Genomic DNA, 20,726 nt, shown 5'->3' on the forward strand with positions numbered 1-20,726 from the left:
ATGGTAGTAGGAGATTTCCCAATTGAAACAGACACAATAGTTATTGGTGCTGGACCTGGTGGATATGTTGCAGCGATTCGTGCAGCACAACTAGGACAAAAAGTTACGATTGTAGAGAGAGACACTGTTGGTGGTGTTTGTCTTAACGTTGGATGTATCCCTTCTAAGGCGCTAATCTCCGCTGGACACCGTTATGAAACAGCTAAGAATTCTGAATCAATGGGAATCAAAGCTGAAAATGTAACACTTGATTTTTCAAAAGTTCAAGCTTTTAAAGATAGTGTTGTTAAGAAATTAACTGGTGGAGTTGCAGGACTATTAAAAGGTAATAAGGTTGAAGTTGTACAAGGGGAAGCATATTTCGTAGATGCAAACTCTTTACGTGTTATGAGTGAAAACTCTGCACAAACTTACAATTTCAAAAATGCAATTATTGCTACAGGTTCTCGTCCAATCGAAATACCATCTTTTAAATATTCAAAACGCGTTCTTGATTCAACTGGCGCACTTGGACTTAAGGAAGTACCAGAAAAAATCGTCGTAATCGGCGGTGGTGTAATTGGTATTGAACTTGGTGGTGCTTATGCAAACTTTGGATCACAAGTAACAATTCTAGAGGGAGCAGATGACATCCTTCTTGGTTTTGAAAAGCAAATGACTTCTATTGTTAAAAAGAACCTTAAGAAAAAAGGTGCGGAAATAATTACGAAGGCTCTTGCTAAAGGTGTAGAAGAGACTGAAAATGGTGTAACAGTAAAGTATGAAGCAAAAGGCGAAGAACATTCAATTGACGCAGACTATGTATTCGTAATGGTAGGTCGTCGTGCTAATACTGATGAGCTTGGTTTAGAGCTTGCTGGTGTTAAAATGAATGAAAGAGGCGTAATTGAAATCGATAAACAATGCCGTACAAGTGTAAGTAATATCTACGCAATCGGTGATATTGTTCCTGGACCTCAATTAGCACATAAAGCTTCATATGAAGGTAAAATTGCAGCAGAAGCAATTGCTGGTGAGCCATCAGAAATTGACTACTTAGGCATTCCTGCTGTTGTATTCTCTGAACCTGAACTAGCTACAGTTGGATACAATGAGCAACAAGCAAAAGACGAAGGAATTGAAGTTGTAGCAGCTAAATTCCCATATGCTGCAAATGGTCGTGCGCTAGCACTTGAGGCTACTGACGGTTTTGTAAAGTTAATTACTCGTAAAGAGGATGGACTACTAATCGGTGCTCAGGTAGCTGGTGAAAGTGCATCAGATATTATTTCTGAATTAGGCCTTGCAGTTGAAGCTGGTATGACAGCTGAAGATATCGCAATGACAATTCATGCTCACCCAACTCTAGGTGAAATTACAATGGAAGCAGCAGAAGTTGCTTTAGGATCTCCAATTCATATTGTGAAATAATAAATGTAAAAAAATCGCTCCGAATCCGGGGCGATTTTTTTTACTCATTTTTTTGAACTTGTTGAAGTCGACAAGACGTTTTCAAGGGGAATGATAATTTCTTCTTTGTCGACATTCCCTTCAATTTTTTCAAGGACTTTATCTTGTTCAATAATTAATAAAGAAGGATATTCTTCAACCTTATACTTCGTATACAATCTATTATCTTCAGAAGAAACAACCTTCATATTTGCGATTTCAGTTGGGAATTTATTTCTAAGCTCCAGTAAGGCATCATAATAATTACTTTCATTGTGAAGATTATCTTCATCGGAAAAAAAAATGATTTGTTTTTCTTCGGTTTCTGGCAATGTAGGCTGCGTTTGGTATGAAGAACATGAGGAAAGAAAAATAAAAGAAAGTATGATTAGGGTAAATGCTTTCATTTTGTTAATCACTCTTCCATAAAATAGTCAAAAGTATAGGTCTTTACTTCTAAATTTGTATAATACAAAACACCTATTTTTCAATTTAAATTCATTTTATCATGTATTCATAAAATTCTTTCCAATGTCATCGATTTGTTACATAAATGAAAAATACTACCATATTTCTGTGCATATTAATTAATATAGTAAAAAGAAATTCATAGAGACAAGCATGCGCACGAGGTCTTAGTTCCTTTATTGCTGATAAAAGGGGAGTTTCTTCATGAAGGTATATGTAATTGGATTAATCCAGGTATTAATATGGAGTACATTTTCTTTAGTTACATGGTTATCACGTTCTGATAGTCTTTTTGCGAAAGGTATTTTATTGGGGATCTTTTGTTATCTTGCTTTTTTAATCGCTAACAAAATTGGACTAACACGAAAGAGTTCCTTCTTGATTACGGCCATTTCGTTTTTATTTTTTTTCTCATTTGAAAAAGTTTTTTGGGCGTTTACATAGAAATAGACCACATCTTAGTGATATGGTCTTTTCTTCCTTTATCTAGATTATTGAAGCTATAGAAAACAGATAACCTTAATGGTTATTTTCGTTTGTAAAAATACATGATTCTTCCGTTAAATAGATGTAATTCTCCTTCAAGCTTCTTGGCTAAAAACTTACAGAACTCATTTGCTTTTCCTTTATCGCCAGTGGTTGACACTTGTGGAAGGGTGACTTGGATATATGATTGCTCGATTGTCTCACCGTTTTCACCTTCAAGCTCCTCTTGGCCAACGCCCACTACGATCGCATTATATTTTTGATGATCGGATTTTAAATAAAACCAATTAAGTTCTTGGTTCATCTCTTTAATGTGGTATGGAAAGGCAGCATTGTCGTAATCCCAATCTAGCTGTTGTCCCGTTTTACTTGTAATTTCCTTGTAATAGCTAAAGAGATCTTTTACAACATCTAGTGATACACTGTGTGTGTTTGATGCAGGAACAAGCTTTATGAATGCGTTTTCCAAACTCTTCACTCCTACTCTAGATTGATTAATTATGTATGTTTCTATCTCTACTACTATTCTAGCATTTAATGGGTAATACTTACAACTTTGTGTTGTATGACGTGAATATACATCGTAATTCGACAAGTATGATAAAAAATAACTGAAAATATTTTAAAATGTTATACAATTAACTATTGACGAACCAATTGTGACATACTATTATATAAATAACATAACATAAAACGTTTTCAAATGAAGTTTAAGAATCTACTTTTCGAAAGGGGCTTTGAATAATGGGTACAATCATCTGTCAAACATGTAGTGAAACAATTGAACATTTTGAGTATGAGAAGGTTACAACACTTTATTCAACATGCGACCATTGCGATTGCAATCACGAAGAGAAATAACTTTATAAATAATTAAAAGCATGCAATAAAATTTGCATGCTTCTTTTTCGTCTTTATTATTTAATGGCTTTGTGTTCTTTGATCACTCTCAAGTATTTTAATTCATAATCCTCTGGTCCTTGGACCGGGAGACCTGCTTCAATATTGGTTTGAATATAGGTTAAGTTCTCCTCAGTAATAATTTCTCCAGGGATAAAAATTGGGATGCCTGGTGGATACACCATGATAAACTCAGCAATTACTCTGCCAGCGGATTCTTCAAATGGAACAACTTCTGTTTCAGAATAAAATGCATCCCGAGGTGATAAAGCAAGTACTGGGATATCTGGAAGTAAAACTTCTGGTACAATTCTAGATTCTGAAAGATGTGAAACTTCTTCAGATAAATTCGCAAGTGCAGCAATTAGTAATTCAGCTTCTTTCTTCGTATCACCAGGTGTTACGATACAAAGAATGTTGTAGAGGTCGGACATTTCCACTTCGATATTGTATTTTTCACGAAGCCAAACTTCTGCATCAGAACCTGTAATTCCAAGATCTTTTACAGAAATTATTAATTTTGTTGGATCGAAGTCAAATGTAGCTTTAGAGCCTAAAATTTCACGTCCGATACATTTCAGTTTTTCTATTTCATTGATTTTGTCCCGCATATAGTTGGCTAATTGAATGGTTTTTTCAATCAGGTCATATCCTTCTGTTACTAAGCGTCTTCTCGCAACATCCAAAGATGCTAATAATAAATAAGATGTTGACGTTGTTGTGAGCATACTTAAGATCGTTTGAACCCTGTTAGCTGACACTAAGCCTTCTCTTACATTTAAAATAGAGCTTTGTGTCATTGAACCACCTAGCTTATGGACGCTTGTTGCAGCCATATCTGCACCAGCCTGCATGGCAGATAGCGGTAGCCCATCATGGAAGTGAATATGAACACCATGTGCTTCGTCAACGAGTACTGGTACTTCATAAGAATGAGCAATATCTACAATTTTCTTTAGGTCAGCAGCAACGCCGAAATAGGTTGGATTAATCACAAGTAATCCTTTTGCGTCTGGATGTTGTTCAAGTGCTTTTTTAACAGAGTCTGTGGTGATTCCATGAGAAATTCCCAAAGTATTATCAATCTCTGGATGAATGAATATTGGGACTGCTCCGGAAAATACTATGGCCGACATAACGGACTTATGGACATTTCTAGGTACAATAATTTTGTCTCCAGGTCCACATACAGCCATGACCATTGTCATAATTGCCCCACTTGTACCTTGAACGGAAAAGAAAGTGTGATCTGCACCAAAGGCTTTAGCTGCAAGGTCCTGAGCTTGCTTAATGATGCCTTTAGGTTGATGGAGATCATCTAAGGGTCCGATATTAATGAGATCGATTGAAAGGGCATTGTCCCCGATAAAGTTTCGAAATTCTGGATCAATCCCAGCGCCTTTTTTATGTCCAGGTATATGGAATTGAGTTGGATTCTTTTTTGAGTGTTCAACAAGACCAGTAAATAATGGTGTTACATTTTGTGACAATTGATAACCACACCTCTTTATTTATATTTCAGAATAAAATTGAGTGTTTTATTCTATTTTTTTCTACATAAAACAAATGAATTATAGCATTTCTCTTACCGTTTGCATATAAAAATATTTCTTACTTTTAAATTGTCACAACCAGTAATTATTAAACCTTTTTTGGACTGTTAAACTTTGCTTATACCTTTTACCAGATCGTTATAATTCGCGATTTAACTTTGACTAAAGGAAAAAAAGAGGAGTTTGAAGTAGTAATATCGAAAAGGATTAATGAAAGGTGGGAGTATTATGAATTGGGAAACAAAGATTTCAACTTTATTAGGAATTAAGTATCCAATCATTCAAGGAGGACTTGCGTATTTAGCCTATTCGGAACTTGCAGCAGCAGTATCAAATGCAGGTGGTCTTGGTCAAATCACAGCGATGTCACTTGACACACCAGAAGATCTTCGCACTGAAATTAAAAAGGTAAAAGAACTTACAAACAAACCGTTTGGGGTTAATTATGCGATTGGACAACATGGAAGACCGTTCTCGGACATGCTTGAAGTGGCAATTGAGGAAGAAGTTCCTGTTATCACAATGACTGGCGGAAATCCTGCTCCTATTTTTGATCAATTAAAGGGAGTTAATATGAAGAAACTTGTTCTAGTTGCTGCCAGAAGACAAGCAGAAAAAGCAGAGGAGTTAGGGGCAGACGCTGTTATGGTAGTTGGTCAAGAGGGTGGTGGCCATCTTGGGAGACAGGATATTGGAACAATGGTTCTTATTCCGCAAGTTGTAGATGCAGTTTCCATTCCAGTTATCGCATCTGGTGGTATCGGTGATGGTCGAGGTTTGATGGCTGCGTTAAGCTTGGGTGCAGAAGGTATTGAAATGGGTACACGCTTTATTGCGACGAAAGAATGTGTTCATGCCCATCAAGGATATAAGGATGCATTGATTAACGGAACCGAAAATGATACAGTCGTAATTAAACGATCACTTGGTGCGCCGGGTCGTGTCATTTCAAATGAATGGTCCTCAAAAATCCTAGAGTTGGAAGCGGCAAACAGTGGATATGAAGGATTAAAGGCATACATAAGTGGTCAAGCTAATATGAGCTATATCTATGATGGTAAACTAGATGGAGGATTTGCTTGGGCTGGTCAAGTAATGGGGCTCATCAAGGATGAACCAACAGTCGCTGAGCTGTTTGAGCGAATGATTACTGAAGCTGAGCAAATTAGGTCTAAGTGGAGTAAATAGAGGTGAAGTCGTTTGGATTATCAATACCCGATTTCATATGAATGGAGCACAGACGAGGTAGTCGATGTGATTGCCTTTTTTGAATGTGTTGAAAGGGCATATGAGAAGGGAATCCCAAGGGAAAAAATGATGCAGGCTTATAAACGCTTTAAAGAAATTGTCCCAAGCAAAGCAGAAGAAAAACAAGTTTGTGGAGAATTTGAAGAAACAAGCGGGTATTCTGCATACCGTGTTATTCAAAAAGCAAAAGAAAATACGGAAATAATTAAAATGTAAACAAAAAGGATGTCTTTTACAATAAGACATCCTTTTTGTTATGTAAGCTTGTCGAAAAATGAATTCCTTTTTGAAACTTACTTTGAACTTTCTTGCGCTAACTGGTATAATGAAAGTAACTTTCTGAAAGTTCCATCAATTACTCGTACTAATTCTTCAGCGTTCATATCAACCACTTCGTCTCGAGGAATGTTAATTCCACATAGGATTTCGGCCTTTTTAACAGTTTGTAGTCTTGTGAACATTGATTCAAGTTCTTGTTCGCTCAACTCCTGATGTATTAGAGTTTCTGGTTTTGTGTGATCGACTGACCATACAAAATGGTTTGGGACACTTTCTCTAATTTCTTTCGAGTGCTCCATTAATATATGACCAAATTCTGCCTTGATAGGTGCCTCATAAATGACAGCAAACCAAACAAATAAATGTGTATTCCATAATCCGATTTGAAAATGAGGCAGCATTTTATACCCACGCTTATTATTTGCAAAAGCTACCCAAGTATCTTTAGGTGGATTAATCGTCCTTCTTGCATGTTTTGCAACATGAGCAAACATTTCATCTCCTGAGAGACTCGAGAGTGTAGGGGCAAAATGATTCCCTAACTCCTCTAGTTTTGGTCGAACATGTCTAATTAGGGCATCCATGCGGTCTTCAAGTCCATCTATTGTAAATACATTAAAGTCTTCTTTTGTAAACCCTGTAAAAGCCATTGAAATTTCCTCCTAATGATATTCCTTCTTATATTTTAGCAAAAACATTTAAAAAGCTAAACTAGCATGCTCGAAAATTGAACGTAAAGCTTATCTAGGTATACGCACATATTTGTTACAATACTCTAGTTTTTTTCATAAGATAAAAGTAACTAGCAGAATTAGTCAATATGGGAAAGTGGAAGATCGAAATAGTGGAAAGGGGTGCGGAAATTGAAACAAGTGATAAATGACTTAAAGCGAAAAGACGGAGAAAAACGCTTGGCTGTGTTACGTTTAGAAGTAGATTATGAATTGGCAACCCTTTATGATGCGATGATTGAAAAAGATGAAGAGAAAAAAGCTGAATGTAAAAAGAAATTACAAAAATTAAGCCAAGAAATGATTAAAATTGAAGTATAAATAAGGTGCGAAAGCGAACCTGAGATGGTTCGCTTTCCTTATTGCTTGCATGTCCATAAATAAGTAAAGTATGCTTTTAAAGAAAGATACATAGCACATACTATCCTTTGAGATGAAAAAAGTGAGGTACTGATATGGTAAATTGGGACGAAATAGATAAATATGCAAAACATTGGATAAAAGAGGCGGGGGAACGAATTCGGGATTCTTTTAAAACAAAGCTTGTAGTTGAATCAAAATCAAACCCAGATGACCTCGTGACTAACATGGATAAGGAGACGGAACAATTTTTTATTGGAAAGATTCATGAGACGTTTCCGTCGCACCAAATTCTTGGGGAGGAGGGCTTTGGAGATAAGCTCCAATCCTTAAATGGCATCACTTGGATTATCGATCCGATTGACGGTACAATGAATTTTATTCATCAACAACGTAATTTTGTCATTTCGGTTGCAGTATATGAAGATGGAGTGGGGCAAATTGGCCTTATTTACGATGTTGTTCATGATGAGCTATATCATGCACGTAAAGGTCAAGGGGCTTACTTTAACTCCACAAAAATCGAACCGTTAGGGGAAGTCCCTCTGGAAAAAGCAATTGTAGCCATAAATGCAACATGGGTAACCGAAAATAAACGAATTGATCCTAAAATTTTGATACCGATTGTCAATGCTGTTCGTGGCACTCGTTCTTATGGCTCAGCAGCACTGGAACTGGCTTATGTTGTGACTGGCAGAATTGATGTCTACATTACAATGCGTTTATCACCTTGGGATTTTGCAGCTGGGGTTGTTCTTTTAAATGAAGTAGGTGGGATCGTCACAACACTTGATGGAGAGCCATTAAACTTCTTAAAGGAAAACAGTGTATTTGTTGCAAGACCGAATTTACATAAAGAGATCTTTACCCAATTCTTAAAAAGGAAATAAAATCAAAAATAAAGCGTGAGGAAAGCAGAATTTAGATTCTGCCATTCTCACGCATTTTTTTCTTTGTGGTAAATCCTAAACCTGTCACAATAATTACAGCAATAATAGACAGAATAATACCTAACAGACTTCTTTCAGCAATTGATACTCCAATTAACATTATGCAAACTGCAGTTGCAATCGCGAACAAGAGCATTGGCAAATTTACGTTTTTCATAGTATGGGCCCCTTTCCATAATTTATTTTACAGATAAATGTGTATTATTTCTACTGTTTGGTATATAATGTTTTAGTTCCAGTTCTTTTCGAAAGTAAAAAAATGTAAAATTAATTTATCCTTAAATTGATACTAGGAGATGTGTAAATAGTGACAATACGAAATGATTTACGAAATATAGCAATTATCGCTCACGTAGACCATGGTAAAACAACACTTGTTGATACAATGCTTCACCAATCAGGAACTTTCCGTACAAATGAGCATGTAGAAGAACGTGCGATGGATTCAAATGACATAGAACGTGAACGTGGTATCACCATTCTCGCCAAAAATACGGCAATTAATTATAAAGATACACGAATTAATATCATGGATACACCTGGACACGCTGACTTCGGTGGAGAAGTTGAGCGTATTATGAAAATGGTTGATGGAGTATTATTAGTTGTTGATGCTTATGAAGGCTGTATGCCACAAACTCGTTTTGTATTGAAAAAAGCATTAGAACAAAATCTTACACCTATCGTAGTTGTTAATAAAATTGACCGTGACTTTGCTCGACCAGAAGAAGTTGTAGATGAAGTAATTGACTTATTTATCGAACTTGACGCTTCTGAGGAACAATTAGAATTCCCGGTTGTATATGCTTCAGCTATTAATGGAACGGCAAGTACAGATCCACATCAACAAGATGAAAATATGGAAGCATTATTCAACTGTATCATCGAAAACATTCCTGCTCCAGTTGACAATAGTGAAGAACCACTACAATTCCAAGTAGCATTACTTGATTATAATGATTATGTAGGAAGAATTGGAATTGGCCGTGTATTCAGAGGAACCATGCACGTAGGACAGCAAGTTGCCTTAATGAAATTAGATGGAAGTGTTAAACAATTCCGTGTGACAAAGATATTTGGTTTCTCGGGCTTAAAACGTATTGAAATCCAGGAAGCAAAAGCAGGAGATCTCGTTGCGGTTTCTGGTATGGAAGATATCAATGTTGGTGAAACGGTATGTCCAATTGAACACCAAGATGCTTTACCTGTCCTTCATATTGACGAACCAACTCTACAAATGACGTTTTTAGTTAACAATAGTCCTTTTGCTGGACGTGAAGGGAAATATATAACTTCTCGTAAAATCGAAGAGCGCTTGCGTTCACAGCTTCAAACAGATGTAAGCTTACGAGTTGAGAACACTGATTCACCAGATGCATGGGTTGTTTCTGGTCGTGGAGAGTTGCACTTATCAATTTTAATTGAAAATATGCGCCGTGAAGGATATGAACTTCAGGTTTCGAAGCCAGAGGTTATCGTAAGAGAAATTGATGGCGTTCGTTGTGAGCCAGTTGAGCGTGTTCAAATCGATGTACCTGAAGAGCACACTGGTTCTATTATGGAGTCTATTGGTGCTCGTAAAGGTGAAATGTTAGACATGATCAACAATGGTAATGGGCAAGTGCGACTCATCTTTATGGTGCCTGCACGTGGTCTAATTGGATATACAACTGAATTCTTAACTTTAACTAGAGGATTTGGTATTTTGAATCATACCTTTGATAGCTACAAACCAATGGCATCAGGTAATGTTGGTGGACGTAGACAAGGGGTTCTTGTTTCAATGGAATCAGGAAAAGCTTCTCAATACGGTATCATGGGTGTTGAAGACCGTGGAACTATCTTCGTTGAACCAGGTACAGAAGTTTATGAAGGTATGATTGTTGGTGAACACACTCGTGAAAATGACCTAACCGTTAATATCGTGAAAATGAAACAAATGACAAACATGCGTTCAGCAAACAAAGATCAAACAACAACAATGAAAAAGCCTCGCATCATGTCATTAGAAGAATCACTTGAATACCTAAACGATGATGAGTACTGTGAGGTTACACCAGAATCCATCCGTTTACGTAAGAAAGTTCTTGATAAGAATGAACGTGAAAAAGCAGCAAAACGAAAAAAACTTGCTGAAGTGAATCAATAATGTTGTGAACCTTGTCCCTTTCTGATACTTTAACTTTATACAGCAAAAATCCCTGCTTCTCTAAGTGGGGAACCTGTAAAAAAATATACAATTAATTCAGGGTTCAAAACCCAGCTGTATAAAGTTAAGCCTTCGGCCGATGCCACAGATTTTTTAAAGGTAGTTTTTCGAGTAAGCTCGAAAAAGATCTGGGCGCAAATACGCCAAGGCGCATTTGATAATAGGAAAGTGTGAGAAGGAGGGGTATGAATGGATGTATACGAACATATGTGGCCAGTTGCAAAAACAATCTATAGTTCGACAACTCCAAGTGTCGGTTCAAATATGTTATACATTGTGATCTTGCTTTTGACAATTATTGTCTTCAAGTTAGGTTTTGCAAAGAAGTTGCCATTGTTAAAAAATATTGTGATTTATTTATTTCTTGCCTTAGGGTGTACAATTTTAACGTTTTTAGGTGCATTCCTACCAATAGCAGAAGGATTGGCGATTGCCGCTCTTATTTTAATCATTTATAAAATCCGCCTTCACCAATCAAAAAAAAGTGAAGCGTAAGATAAGGGGGCAACTCAATGAAATCCTTGCAGGATGCAATCTATAATTGGTTAACGATTAAAGTTGTGGCTGAGGCAAGACCTGATGATAAAGCCGCAAAGGAAACGTACGATCTTTTTGAGGATATATTAGTGAATGAGTTTAAACTGAAGGATATCGAAATTGTAAAAGATGATGTTATGTACTTTGTGAAGTATACAATTGACGGGGAAGCAAAAAGTGCAAGGTTTCCGATTGAATTAATCGATATCATGCACGACCAAATTCAGCAACATCCTGATAGATATCAGAACTACGAATAAAACAAAAAAGCCGAGCGGATATGCTCGGCTTTTTGCTTTAAGGTGGATAACTTGTTGCGTTGTCTATCTACATCCAGTTCCAGCGCCTAGCCCCTCGAGGTCACAAGCCAATCCGTCTGGAAGGTCAAAGTACAACCTTCAAGACGTCTCGTCTTGTGCTTGTCAGGGCTGAACAAGGCGCTTGCACATTTGTTTTTACCACCAATCATCGTCTGTTTTCTTTTTTCGGTATAGCTTGAACTTATTTGTTGCGATACGTTCTCTTGTTCTGGTTTCGATGCGGTCATGGCATTCTTGGCACATATATGTATGGATTGGTCGATTTCTCAAACGTTTAGCTTGGCTTGATTCATCCTCGATGTCCTCAATCTTATCACAAATTACACATTTTACTTTCATTTTTATGAACCCCTCTAGTATTATCAAGTATCTTTTTTCCCATTATACAACAACCCACACTTTTCTGACAAAGTTTGTCTTTTTTAGGAAGTTTTTTTATTTGAGTCAGTTGTAACAAGGTCGAGGAGAAACCAAGGTTGAAAGATGGATTTCGGTAGGGTGGATGAAGTCCCGCACGAAGCTCAGGCAGGGTCGTAAAGTCCTTCATAGGGTGTATGAAGTCTCGAACGGAGCAAAGGCGGTATCGTAAAGTCCTTCAGAGGATGGATGAAGTCCCACACGAAGCATAGACATGTGCGTAAAGTCCTTCATAAGGTGGATGAAGTCTCGAACGGAGCAAAGGCGGTATCGTAAAGTCCTTCATAAGGTGGATGAAGTTCCGCACGAAGCACAGTCAGGAACGTAAAGTCCTTCATAGGGTGGATGAAGTCTCGAACGGAGCAAAGGCGGTATCGTAAAGTCCTTCATAAGGTGGATGAAGTCCCGCACGAAGCACAGACACGTGAGTAAAGTCCTTCATAACCTCAATGAAAGCAAAACCAACTTATTTCGCGCTATAAGTCCTTTATCATCACAAAAAATTAAGAACCAATACCCAAAAATAAAATCAGCACGAGAAACCATGTTCTCGTGCTGCAATATCTTTTATTTATTGCCCATTTTATTATTGGACTGATCTTGCTGTTCTTTATCAAATTTCTGTTGTTCTCCTTGTTTAAGCTGGCTATCATTGGTTTTCGTTGGCTCTGTATTGTTATTATCAATTAAATCGCTTGGAATGTCAGGGACTAATCTGCCGACAATCTGGGCCAATTCGTCCAAAATACCTGTAACAGGTCGTCCATCTTCAATTTGCTTTCTCATTTGTTTTAAACGCTCATACGTATCAGCGTCAGCAACTACAATTGCATTTGCTCCATGAGGGTCATGCTGCAGACTTTCAGCAACCGAGTACTTAATTGTTTGTACTCTTGACCGTTCTAATTTTGCATTCACATCAATTCCAACGATTGCATACTTCCCAAGAACAACGGCGGTTGCATCATTTACATTTGGGACACTACTTGCGAGTTCGACAAGATGACTCGCAATTTCTTGTCCTGTTTTTCTGTCAACATGATTTTCAACTGAATTTTGAACTTTTACACGCGTATCTTTCTCATTTTCTCCAGCATTATTTGTTGTACCGCAACCAGAAATAATAAAAATTATAGTTAAGAACAGAAGGATATTAATATATCTCACCGTTTTGCCTCCCATCGTTCAATGTGTTTTCTTTTTTTATTGTTCAATTATTCTTCTATCTTTATGCATTCAGACATATATTTTTATCAAAGGTCGTCCTTATACGAACAAAAAGAGGATTGACTAATATAATAAAATAAAAAATTCTCACACGATGGATAACCTGTTTCACTCCTAAAACAAAAAATGAAACCGACTTGAGTAGGAGGCGTGATTTTGGGGAAAATTTATGTATTAGACACGAATGTATTACTGCAAGATCCCAGAGCAATATATTCATTTAAAGATAATGAGGTTGTTATACCAGCGGTTGTGTTAGAAGAGGTAGACTCAAAAAAACGTTATATGGATGAAATAGGTAGAAATGCAAGGCAAGTTTCAAAACTCATTGATAACTTGCGAAAAACAGGGAAGCTCCACGAAAAAATACAGCTTGAAACGGGTGGTAGCTTAAGGATTGAATTAAACCACAGATCCTTTCATGAATTACAAGATATCTTTGTTGAAAAAACAAATGATAATCGCATCTTGGCTGTTGCCAAAAATCTCTCATTAGAAGAACAAGAAAAAGAAAATGGGAAACAGGTCATTTTAGTTAGTAAAGATGCACTGGTTCGTGTGAAGGCAGATGCATTAGGATTACAATCTGAAGATTTTCTGAATGACCGTGTCGTTGAGGTTGATCATATATACTCGGGGTTCCTCGAGATTTATATAAATCGTAACCTACTTGACCTTTTTTATGAAAAAGGGGAGCTTCACGTTACAGAATTAGTTAACCACCCATTTTATCCAAATCAATTTATCCTTTTAAAAGATGCCCTTGGAGGTTCCTCATCTGCTATTGGAATCGTCGATAAGACAGGCAAAGTCGTTAGAAAGCTTAATTTTAAACAGGATCATATTTGGGGCATTAAACCTAGAAATGTACAGCAAACAATGGCGTTTGAGCTGTTATTACGAGATGATATTCCATTGGTGACTTTAATAGGCAAGGCCGGTACAGGAAAAACCTTGTTGGCCCTTGCGGCTGGTTTGATGCAGACAGAGGATATGGGCAAGTATAAAAAGCTTTTAGTCGCTCGTCCAATCGTACCAGTTGGTAAAGACATCGGATTCTTACCAGGAGAAAAGCAGGAAAAGCTGAGGCCGTGGATGCAGCCAATTTATGATAATCTTGAATATTTGTTTAATACGAAAAAGCCAGGAGAACTTGATGCCATTTTAGCTGGAATGGGTTCGATTGAGGTGGAGGCTTTGACTTATATTCGAGGAAGAAGCATCCCTGAGCAGTTTATCATTATTGATGAGGCTCAAAATTTAACCAAGCATGAGGTTAAAACAATCCTCACTAGAGTAGGGGAAAAAAGTAAAATCGTGTTTATGGGTGATACTGAACAAATTGACCATCCCTATTTGGATGAATACAATAATGGGTTAACATATGTGGTAGAGAAGTTTAAGGACCAAAAAATAGCCGGGCATATTCGATTAGTAAAGGGAGAAAGATCTGGCCTTGCCCAATTAGCTGCTGATATTCTTTAAATAATAAAAGCCTGTCATGTTTCCTGATTAAAGGGTTAGTGACAGGCTCTATTCTCATGTCTAGTTTCAGCGCCTAGCCCCTCGAGGCAAGCTTCACCCCTCCTACGGCGGCCATAGCCTCCTCGTCGGGGTTCCAGCGCTAGTCGGGGCTGAGCAAGGCGCTTACACTTTTCTAAATTATTCAATGATAAAACGAGTTATATGTTTTATTGGGTTTTCACGGTTTGAGCCATTACCAAAATAAAAATGGACAGGACCATCTTCACGTAATGGTTTACCTACATTTGAAAATCCAAGGATCGCATCATATGCTTCACTAAGTGCAATTGTTGTTTCTTGTTCCTTTTGTACGATTTTTAAAGTTGTAGCATCTTCTAATGGTTCTGCATTTTTAATAAAATCACCAAATGGAATACCGTATGTACCGGTCAATATTTTTTCTTTCAAAAATTTCTTTTCTGTTTTAAGAGTTGGAGGGTAGATCGCACCTTCGCGGATTTCTCTATCCCAATGCTTTGAAACTGACTTTGTGTATTCGCTTAAATCTTCTTCTACTTTTTGATTTGAATCGAAATATGTAAGTAAATCTACTCTACGATCATCAAAAATCCACACACTAGGATCAAGTGTAATGTTAAACTTAGTCTTTCCTTCAATCATAATAATCATCGTTAAATCATTCCTTTCATAAATATTATAGAGGTTTTGAAACGTAATAGGAAGTATCAGCACTTTTATTATTGGAGTGAAACCTGATAAATGCCTAATTGTTAATTAGTTCCATTTATAAGAGTACTAGTCTTTTCTATTTATTCTTGCAATTTTACTGTATACAGGTTAATATTTATAGATAGGATTAGGTATCGCTTCGCAAACGGAGGGGTTATGAATTGACTTCAGAGATTTCGGTGAATCACCGTGAAAAAGCACTGTCTTTACTACAAGCAGATGCTGAAAAAATATTAAAACTTATCAAAGTTCAAATGGATAATTTAACAATGCCTCAATGCCCATTATACGAAGAAGTACTGGATACGCAAATGTTCGGATTATCCAGAGAAATAGACTTTGCGGTAAGATTGGGATTAATAGAGAGCAATGAAGGTAAAGAGCTCATCTCAAAACTTGAGCGTGAATTATCCGTTCTACATGAAGCTTCTACCCGAAAGTAGGAATTTTATAGATAAATTAACTCAAATTATCATGACTCTAGGATAATTTGAGTTTTTTTATAATTTGGGTTTACAGTTTTCGCATTTTACAGTATTTTTTATTAAAGGATTTCACTTAATTTTGTTTTAATAGGTTATAAGATAAAAAGAAAATGCAGGTTTTTTGCAATATATATTGCAAAAATATAGTACAATAAATAATTATACCTTGTATTTAGAGGAAGATGCCCAATGCTCAAGAAAATTTTAAAATCATATGATTATACTTTAGTACTTGCTGTTTTTCTTTTATGTTCTTTTGGACTAGTCATGGTCTATAGTGCAAGCATGGTCATTGCCTCAGCTCCTAAGTTTGGAGAAAACCCATCCTTCTTTTTTGATAGACAAAAGATGGCCTTACTAGTAGGTGCAGTTGCATTTTTCGTAACCATGATTTTACCTTATAAACTATATGCTACAAAAAAAATTCTTCTTTTAATTGTCCTAGGTTCAGTTGCGATGCTTTTATTGGTATTTGTCGTTGGACATACAGCCAATAATGCCCAAAGCTGGATCATGGTCGGTGCAAGAGGAATTCAGCCCTCCGAGTTTACAAAGCTAAGTGTTATTATTTATCTTGCTGCAGTCTATTCTAAAAAACAATCCTATATCGATCAATTTGATAAGGCTGTCATGCCACCTATCATATTCACTCTATTTATTTGTATTACAGTTGCCATTCAGCCCGACTACGGTACAGCATTTATTATTGGATTAATTGCCTTAACTGTTATCGTATGTTCAGGGATGGGCATTAGAAGCTTAGGGAAATTATTGTTGCTTGGTCTCATAACCGCTGTACTTTTATCACCGGTTATTTTCTTTCTATCAGATGAGATTTTTTCCCAAGAGAGGATTGGTCGGTTTGTCGGATTTTTAGACCCATTTGGGGAAGCGGAAGATGATGGACATCAATTAGTTAACTCTTACATTGCTTTAGGAGCTGGTGGTTGGAAAGGCCTTGGCCTTGGACAAAGTATTCAAAAGTTTAATTACCTTCCTGAAGCACATACCGATTTCATTATGGCAGTTATTGCAGAAGAATTAGGTTTATTTGGAGTCTTATTTGTATTAATATTGTTAGCATATATTGTTTTTCGAGGATTCCAAATTGCTAGAAAATGTACTGACCCATTTGGTAGTTTACTAGCAGTCGGTATATCATCCATGGTTGCCATTCAAACTTTTATCAATTTAGGTGGTTTGACGGGCCTTATTCCAATCACGGGTGTTACATTGCCATTTATTAGCTATGGTGGATCATCATTATTGTTATTAATGGCATCTATGGGAATTCTAATCAATGTTTCGATGTTTACAAACTATCATTCTATGTATAGTACAAAAGACAAGAAACCACAAAATCAACCAGCTCGTACTTATCAAAAAAACTATGTCTCTTATAGATAACTATTATCTATATGTTGATGATAAATTAACGTTCTTATTTAAAGGAGGATTTATATGGAGAAACGCATCAAGAAGGTACTAGTTGCCAATCGGGGAGAAATCGCAATACGTGTATTCAGGGCTTGTACGGAGTTGCATATTCGTACAGTTGCAATATATTCCAAGGAAGATGCAGGCTCATACCATCGTTATAAAGCTGATGAGGCTTATTTAGTTGGTGAAGGAAAAAAACCAATTGATGCATATTTGGATATTGAAGGAATTATTGAAATCGCAAAAGAAAATGATGTAGATGCGATTCATCCAGGTTATGGATTCTTATCTGAGAATATTGATTTTGCAAGAAGATGTGAAGAAGAGAATATTATTTTCATAGGACCAAAATCCTCTCATTTAGATATGTTTGGAGACAAGGTAAAAGCTAGACATCAAGCGGAAAAAGCGGAGATCCCAGTTATTCCTGGTAGTGATGGCCCTTTGAAAAATTTAGAAGAGGCTGTACGATTTGGAGAAGAACACGGTTATCCAGTCATTATCAAAGCATCTCTTGGTGGTGGCGGACGTGGAATGCGGATTGTCCGTAGTAAGGCTGGATTAAAAGAGTCATACGAACGTGCTAAATCAGAAGCTAAGGCTGCATTTGGTAATGATGAAGTATATATCGAAAAGCTCATTGAAAATCCAAAGCACATTGAGGTCCAAATTATCGGTGATAGTCAAGGTAATATTGTTCATCTATATGAACGCGACTGCTCTGTTCAACGACGTCACCAAAAAGTTGTTGAAGTAGCGCCAAGTGTATCGTTATCAGAAAAATTACGCCAAGACATTTGTGATGCTGCTGTCAAATTAATGAAAAATGTACAGTATTTGAATGCTGGAACTGTTGAATTCTTAGTTGCGAATGGTGAGTTTTACTTTATTGAAGTAAACCCACGCGTACAGGTTGAACATACAATTACAGAAATGATTACAGGAATTGATATTGTACAAACACAAATCCAAGTTGCTGAAGGTCATTCGATACATAGTAATGCGATTGGCATTCCGGCACAAGAAGATATCAAAACACATGGCTATGCAATTCAATCCCGTGTTACAACAGAAGATCCATTAAATAACTTTATGCCTGATACAGGTAAAATTAGTGCCTACCGAAGTGGTGGAGGATTTGGTGTTCGTCTTGATGCAGGAAATGGATTCCAAGGTGCAGTTATTACACCATATTATGATTCATTACTAGTTAAGTTATCTACTCAGGCCTTAACATTTGAACAAGCTGCATCCAAAATGGTCAGAAACTTGAAGGAATTCAGAATCCGTGGAATTAAAACCAATATCCCGTTCTTAGAAAACGTTGTTAAACATGAAAAATTCCTATCAGGAGAATACGATACATCCTTTATTGATTCATCACCTGAGCTATTTATCTTTCCTAAACCAAAGGACCGTGGTACAAAAATGCTTTCCTATATCGGAAATGTAACTGTCAACGGTTTCCCTGGCGTCGAAAAGAAAAGAAAGCCCGTGTTTGATAAGCCGTTTTTACCAAAAGTAAAACATAATGAACCAGTACCTTCAGGAACCAAACAAATTCTAGATCAACATGGCCCAGAAGGCGTAGTGAATTGGGTAAAAGAACAAAAACAAGTCCTCTTCACTGATACAACATTCCGTGATGCGCACCAATCACTACTTGCAACTAGATTTAGGACAACTGATATTAAGCATATTGCAGACCCAACTGCAAGATTATTACCAGAATTATTCTCACTTGAGATGTGGGGTGGGGCTACATTTGATGTGGCGTACCGCTTCTTAAATGAAGAGCCATGGGATCGACTTGCAACATTACGCAAGCAAGCACCAAATATTTTATTCCAAATGTTGCTTCGTGCATCAAATGCGGTTGGTTACAAAAACTACCCAGATAATCTAATTCGTGAATTCGTAAAAGAATCAGCGGAATCAGGAATCGATGTATTCCGTATATTTGATAGCTTGAACTGGGTTAAAGGTATGACACTTGCTATCGATTCTGTTCGCAACAATGGAAAAATTGCAGAAGCTGCGATTTGTTACACAGGTGACATAACAGATCCAACACGTTCAAAATATGATTTACAATATTATAAAGACTTAGCAAAGGAGCTTGAGCAATCAGGTGCACATATGCTAGGTATTAAGGATATGGCAGGCTTACTTAAGCCACAAGCGGCTTATACTTTAATCTCAGCATTGAAGGAAACAGTTTCAATTCCTATTCATTTGCACACACATGATACTAGTGGTAATGGACTCTTTACGTATGCAAAAGCAATTGAAGCTGGTGTTGATATTGTTGACGTAGCAGTGAGTTCAATGGCAGGCCTTACGTCGCAACCAAGTGCAAACTCATTATTATATGCATTAGAAGGTACAGAAAGAAAACCTGAACTTTCTGTAACAGCATATGAAGAGATTGCTCGTTATTGGGAAGGTGCTCGTAAATATTATCACGATTTTGAGAGTGGTATGACTTCGCCACATACTGAAATCTATCAGCATGAAATGCCAGGTGGACAGTATAGTAACCTTCAACAACAAGCGAAGGGAGTTGGCCTCGGTACAAGATGGGAAGAGGTTAAAGAAATGTATCGCCGTGTAAATGATATGTTTGGAGACATTGTGAAAGTAACCCCTTCTTCAAAAGTAGTTGGAGATATGGCGCTCTACATGGTTCAAAACAATCTTACTGAAGATGATATTTATGAAAGAGGAGAAACACTAGATTTCCCTGATTCAGTAGTCGAACTCTTTGAAGGTTTTTTAGGTCAACCGCATGGTGGTTTCCCTAAGGAACTTCAACGAATTATCCTTAAAGGACGTGAACCAATTACAGTTCGCCCTGGAGAATTACTAGAGTCTGTTAATTTTAGCGAGATAAAAGATACTTTAACACATAGCTTACACCGCGATGTAACGAATAAAGAAATGCTCTCTTACGCGTTGTATCCAAAGGTATTTATGGATTATCAAAAAATGTTTGAGCAATTTGGCGATATTTCAATGTTAGATACACCTACTTTCTTTTATGGAATGAGACTTGGAGAAGAAATCGAAGTAGAAATTGAACAAGGAAAAACATTAATTGTTAAGCTTGTTTCGGTAGGTCAAGCTCAACCAGATGGTACAAGGGTTATCTATTTTGAATTGAATGGTCAGCCTCGTGAAGTAATCGTTAAAGATACAAATATTAAATCAACAGTTGTTGCAAAGCTAAAAGCTGATCGCGATAACGAAAACCATATTGGCGCAACTATGCCAGGTACCGTGATAAAAGTATTAGTAGAAAAAGGTGACAAGGTGAATAAAGGGGACCATCTCATGATTACAGAAGCCATGAAGATGGAAACTACTGTACAAGCACCTTACACTGGAATAGTGAAGGATATTCACGTTGCAAACGGTGAAGCTATTCAAACAGGCGATCTCTTACTTGAACTTACAAAATAATCATAGAAAGCC

At 36.9% G+C, this 20,726-nt stretch carries 22 protein-coding genes; 14 read left to right on the forward strand and 8 right to left on the reverse strand.

Features of this window, described 5'->3' with window-relative positions; translation table 11 throughout:
• Positions 1-1,410, forward strand: coding sequence for a dihydrolipoyl dehydrogenase (gene lpdA / locus ACFSFW_RS03565; RefSeq protein ID WP_388035288.1), 1,410 nt, complete (start codon positions 1-3; stop codon positions 1,408-1,410).
• A 44-nt stretch (positions 1,411-1,454) separates the two neighbouring features.
• Here lpdA and ACFSFW_RS03570 read toward each other — a convergent pair whose 3' ends face one another.
• Positions 1,455-1,835: a thioredoxin domain-containing protein gene (locus ACFSFW_RS03570; protein WP_099363148.1), complete on the reverse strand. Its 381-nt coding sequence runs from the start codon at positions 1,833-1,835 to the stop codon at positions 1,455-1,457.
• A gap of 265 nt (positions 1,836-2,100) precedes the next feature.
• Between ACFSFW_RS03570 and ACFSFW_RS03575 the strand changes: the two genes are divergently transcribed.
• Positions 2,101-2,340, forward strand: coding sequence for a hypothetical protein (locus ACFSFW_RS03575; protein WP_099363147.1), 240 nt, complete (start codon positions 2,101-2,103; stop codon positions 2,338-2,340).
• Between the two features lie 82 nt (positions 2,341-2,422).
• Here ACFSFW_RS03575 and ACFSFW_RS03580 read toward each other — a convergent pair whose 3' ends face one another.
• On the reverse strand, positions 2,423-2,851 hold the full coding sequence (locus tag ACFSFW_RS03580; protein WP_304215844.1) for a DUF1885 family protein: 429 nt from the start codon (positions 2,849-2,851) through the stop codon (positions 2,423-2,425).
• Between the two features lie 275 nt (positions 2,852-3,126).
• On the opposite strand from ACFSFW_RS03580, the gene ACFSFW_RS03585 reads away from it, so the two are divergent.
• The gene (locus tag ACFSFW_RS03585) at positions 3,127-3,243 is read left to right on the forward strand and encodes a GapA-binding peptide SR1P (RefSeq protein ID WP_099363145.1); all 117 of its coding nucleotides are present in this window, start codon (positions 3,127-3,129) and stop codon (positions 3,241-3,243) included.
• Positions 3,244-3,299: 56 nt separating this feature from the next.
• Here ACFSFW_RS03585 and ACFSFW_RS03590 read toward each other — a convergent pair whose 3' ends face one another.
• On the reverse strand, positions 3,300-4,772 hold the full coding sequence (locus ACFSFW_RS03590; RefSeq protein WP_388035292.1) for an aminotransferase class I/II-fold pyridoxal phosphate-dependent enzyme: 1,473 nt from the start codon (positions 4,770-4,772) through the stop codon (positions 3,300-3,302).
• 291 nt (positions 4,773-5,063) lie between these two features.
• On the opposite strand from ACFSFW_RS03590, the gene ACFSFW_RS03595 reads away from it, so the two are divergent.
• Both ACFSFW_RS03595 and ACFSFW_RS03600 read left to right on the forward strand, forming a co-directional pair.
• Positions 5,064-6,023, forward strand: a complete 960-nt coding sequence (locus ACFSFW_RS03595; RefSeq protein WP_388035295.1) for an NAD(P)H-dependent flavin oxidoreductase — start codon at positions 5,064-5,066, stop codon at positions 6,021-6,023.
• A 12-nt stretch (positions 6,024-6,035) separates the two neighbouring features.
• Positions 6,036-6,299 carry a UPF0223 family protein gene (locus tag ACFSFW_RS03600; protein ID WP_388035297.1) on the forward strand — a complete coding sequence of 88 codons (264 nt, stop codon included), beginning with the start codon at positions 6,036-6,038 and terminating at the stop codon, positions 6,297-6,299.
• Between the two features lie 77 nt (positions 6,300-6,376).
• On the opposite strand, the gene ACFSFW_RS03605 is transcribed toward ACFSFW_RS03600, so the two are convergent.
• The gene (locus ACFSFW_RS03605) at positions 6,377-7,012 is read right to left on the reverse strand and encodes a YktB family protein (protein WP_388035300.1); all 636 of its coding nucleotides are present in this window, start codon (positions 7,010-7,012) and stop codon (positions 6,377-6,379) included.
• A 213-nt stretch (positions 7,013-7,225) separates the two neighbouring features.
• Between ACFSFW_RS03605 and ACFSFW_RS03610 the strand changes: the two genes are divergently transcribed.
• Both ACFSFW_RS03610 and ACFSFW_RS03615 read left to right on the forward strand, forming a co-directional pair.
• Positions 7,226-7,414: a YkzI domain-containing protein gene (locus ACFSFW_RS03610; RefSeq protein ID WP_099353586.1), complete on the forward strand. Its 189-nt coding sequence runs from the start codon at positions 7,226-7,228 to the stop codon at positions 7,412-7,414.
• Between the two features lie 134 nt (positions 7,415-7,548).
• Positions 7,549-8,343, forward strand: a complete 795-nt coding sequence (locus ACFSFW_RS03615) for an inositol monophosphatase family protein (protein WP_388035302.1) — start codon at positions 7,549-7,551, stop codon at positions 8,341-8,343.
• A 31-nt stretch (positions 8,344-8,374) separates the two neighbouring features.
• Here ACFSFW_RS03615 and ACFSFW_RS03620 read toward each other — a convergent pair whose 3' ends face one another.
• Complete coding sequence (locus ACFSFW_RS03620) at positions 8,375-8,560, reverse strand: YlaF family protein (RefSeq protein ID WP_099353584.1); 186 nt, start codon at positions 8,558-8,560, stop codon at positions 8,375-8,377.
• Between the two features lie 150 nt (positions 8,561-8,710).
• Here ACFSFW_RS03620 and typA point away from each other — a divergent pair, with 150 nt between their 5' ends.
• The 3 genes from typA (at position 8,711) to ACFSFW_RS03635 (ending at position 11,409) form a co-directional block, all read left to right on the forward strand.
• On the forward strand, positions 8,711-10,552 hold the full coding sequence (typA, locus tag ACFSFW_RS03625) for a translational GTPase TypA (protein WP_304215831.1): 1,842 nt from the start codon (positions 8,711-8,713) through the stop codon (positions 10,550-10,552).
• Positions 10,553-10,801: 249 nt separating this feature from the next.
• Positions 10,802-11,107: a YlaH-like family protein gene (locus ACFSFW_RS03630; protein WP_099353582.1), complete on the forward strand. Its 306-nt coding sequence runs from the start codon at positions 10,802-10,804 to the stop codon at positions 11,105-11,107.
• 17 nt (positions 11,108-11,124) lie between these two features.
• Positions 11,125-11,409, forward strand: coding sequence for a hypothetical protein (locus tag ACFSFW_RS03635; protein WP_304215828.1), 285 nt, complete (start codon positions 11,125-11,127; stop codon positions 11,407-11,409).
• A gap of 195 nt (positions 11,410-11,604) precedes the next feature.
• Here ACFSFW_RS03635 and ACFSFW_RS03640 read toward each other — a convergent pair whose 3' ends face one another.
• Both ACFSFW_RS03640 and ACFSFW_RS03645 read right to left on the reverse strand, forming a co-directional pair.
• A complete protein-coding gene (locus ACFSFW_RS03640) occupies positions 11,605-11,808 on the reverse strand; it encodes a YlaI family protein (RefSeq protein WP_388035307.1) in 204 nt (67 codons plus the stop codon).
• Positions 11,809-12,453: 645 nt separating this feature from the next.
• On the reverse strand, positions 12,454-13,068 hold the full coding sequence (locus ACFSFW_RS03645) for a YhcN/YlaJ family sporulation lipoprotein (RefSeq protein WP_388035310.1): 615 nt from the start codon (positions 13,066-13,068) through the stop codon (positions 12,454-12,456).
• Between the two features lie 201 nt (positions 13,069-13,269).
• On the opposite strand from ACFSFW_RS03645, the gene ACFSFW_RS03650 reads away from it, so the two are divergent.
• Positions 13,270-14,598 carry a PhoH family protein gene (locus ACFSFW_RS03650; RefSeq protein WP_304215825.1) on the forward strand — a complete coding sequence of 443 codons (1,329 nt, stop codon included), beginning with the start codon at positions 13,270-13,272 and terminating at the stop codon, positions 14,596-14,598.
• A gap of 177 nt (positions 14,599-14,775) precedes the next feature.
• Here the strand turns inward: ACFSFW_RS03650 and ACFSFW_RS03655 are convergent, their stop codons facing one another.
• Positions 14,776-15,267: a peptidyl-prolyl cis-trans isomerase gene (locus ACFSFW_RS03655; protein ID WP_388035313.1), complete on the reverse strand. Its 492-nt coding sequence runs from the start codon at positions 15,265-15,267 to the stop codon at positions 14,776-14,778.
• A gap of 221 nt (positions 15,268-15,488) precedes the next feature.
• Between ACFSFW_RS03655 and ACFSFW_RS03660 the strand changes: the two genes are divergently transcribed.
• The 3 genes from ACFSFW_RS03660 to pyc all read left to right on the forward strand — a co-directional run bounded on the left by ACFSFW_RS03660 (position 15,489) and on the right by pyc (position 20,714).
• On the forward strand, positions 15,489-15,770 hold the full coding sequence (locus ACFSFW_RS03660) for an Fpa/YlaN family protein (RefSeq protein ID WP_099363135.1): 282 nt from the start codon (positions 15,489-15,491) through the stop codon (positions 15,768-15,770).
• Between the two features lie 231 nt (positions 15,771-16,001).
• The gene (gene ftsW, locus ACFSFW_RS03665; RefSeq protein WP_304215822.1) at positions 16,002-17,219 is read left to right on the forward strand and encodes a putative lipid II flippase FtsW; all 1,218 of its coding nucleotides are present in this window, start codon (positions 16,002-16,004) and stop codon (positions 17,217-17,219) included.
• A gap of 54 nt (positions 17,220-17,273) precedes the next feature.
• Positions 17,274-20,714: a pyruvate carboxylase gene (pyc, locus tag ACFSFW_RS03670; RefSeq protein WP_388035317.1), complete on the forward strand. Its 3,441-nt coding sequence runs from the start codon at positions 17,274-17,276 to the stop codon at positions 20,712-20,714.
• Positions 20,715-20,726 lie beyond the last annotated feature (12 nt).

Origin of the sequence: Ferdinandcohnia salidurans, from assembly GCF_042680725.1 — a bacterium.
Classification (GTDB): domain Bacteria; phylum Bacillota; class Bacilli; order Bacillales; family Bacillaceae_L; genus Ferdinandcohnia; species Ferdinandcohnia salidurans.

What these genes read in the sequence shown, in the direction of transcription:
- lpdA (WP_388035288.1), top strand. Translation starts at nt 1, where the DNA reads ATGGTAGTAGGAGATTTCCCAATTGAAACAGACACAATAGTTATTGGT.
- ACFSFW_RS03570 (WP_099363148.1), bottom strand. Translation starts at nt 1,835, where the DNA reads ATGAAAGCATTTACCCTAATCATACTTTCTTTTATTTTTCTTTCCTCA.
- ACFSFW_RS03575 (WP_099363147.1), top strand. Translation starts at nt 2,101, where the DNA reads ATGAAGGTATATGTAATTGGATTAATCCAGGTATTAATATGGAGTACA.
- ACFSFW_RS03585 (WP_099363145.1), top strand. Translation starts at nt 3,127, where the DNA reads ATGGGTACAATCATCTGTCAAACATGTAGTGAAACAATTGAACATTTT.
- ACFSFW_RS03595 (WP_388035295.1), top strand. Translation starts at nt 5,064, where the DNA reads ATGAATTGGGAAACAAAGATTTCAACTTTATTAGGAATTAAGTATCCA.
- ACFSFW_RS03605 (WP_388035300.1), bottom strand. Translation starts at nt 7,012, where the DNA reads ATGGCTTTTACAGGGTTTACAAAAGAAGACTTTAATGTATTTACAATA.
- ACFSFW_RS03615 (WP_388035302.1), top strand. Translation starts at nt 7,549, where the DNA reads ATGGTAAATTGGGACGAAATAGATAAATATGCAAAACATTGGATAAAA.
- ACFSFW_RS03620 (WP_099353584.1), bottom strand. Translation starts at nt 8,560, where the DNA reads ATGAAAAACGTAAATTTGCCAATGCTCTTGTTCGCGATTGCAACTGCA.
- ACFSFW_RS03630 (WP_099353582.1), top strand. Translation starts at nt 10,802, where the DNA reads ATGGATGTATACGAACATATGTGGCCAGTTGCAAAAACAATCTATAGT.
- ACFSFW_RS03635 (WP_304215828.1), top strand. Translation starts at nt 11,125, where the DNA reads ATGAAATCCTTGCAGGATGCAATCTATAATTGGTTAACGATTAAAGTT.
- ACFSFW_RS03640 (WP_388035307.1), bottom strand. Translation starts at nt 11,808, where the DNA reads ATGAAAGTAAAATGTGTAATTTGTGATAAGATTGAGGACATCGAGGAT.
- ACFSFW_RS03645 (WP_388035310.1), bottom strand. Translation starts at nt 13,068, where the DNA reads ATGGGAGGCAAAACGGTGAGATATATTAATATCCTTCTGTTCTTAACT.
- ACFSFW_RS03655 (WP_388035313.1), bottom strand. Translation starts at nt 15,267, where the DNA reads ATGATTATTATGATTGAAGGAAAGACTAAGTTTAACATTACACTTGAT.
- ftsW (WP_304215822.1), top strand. Translation starts at nt 16,002, where the DNA reads ATGCTCAAGAAAATTTTAAAATCATATGATTATACTTTAGTACTTGCT.
- pyc (WP_388035317.1), top strand. Translation starts at nt 17,274, where the DNA reads ATGGAGAAACGCATCAAGAAGGTACTAGTTGCCAATCGGGGAGAAATC.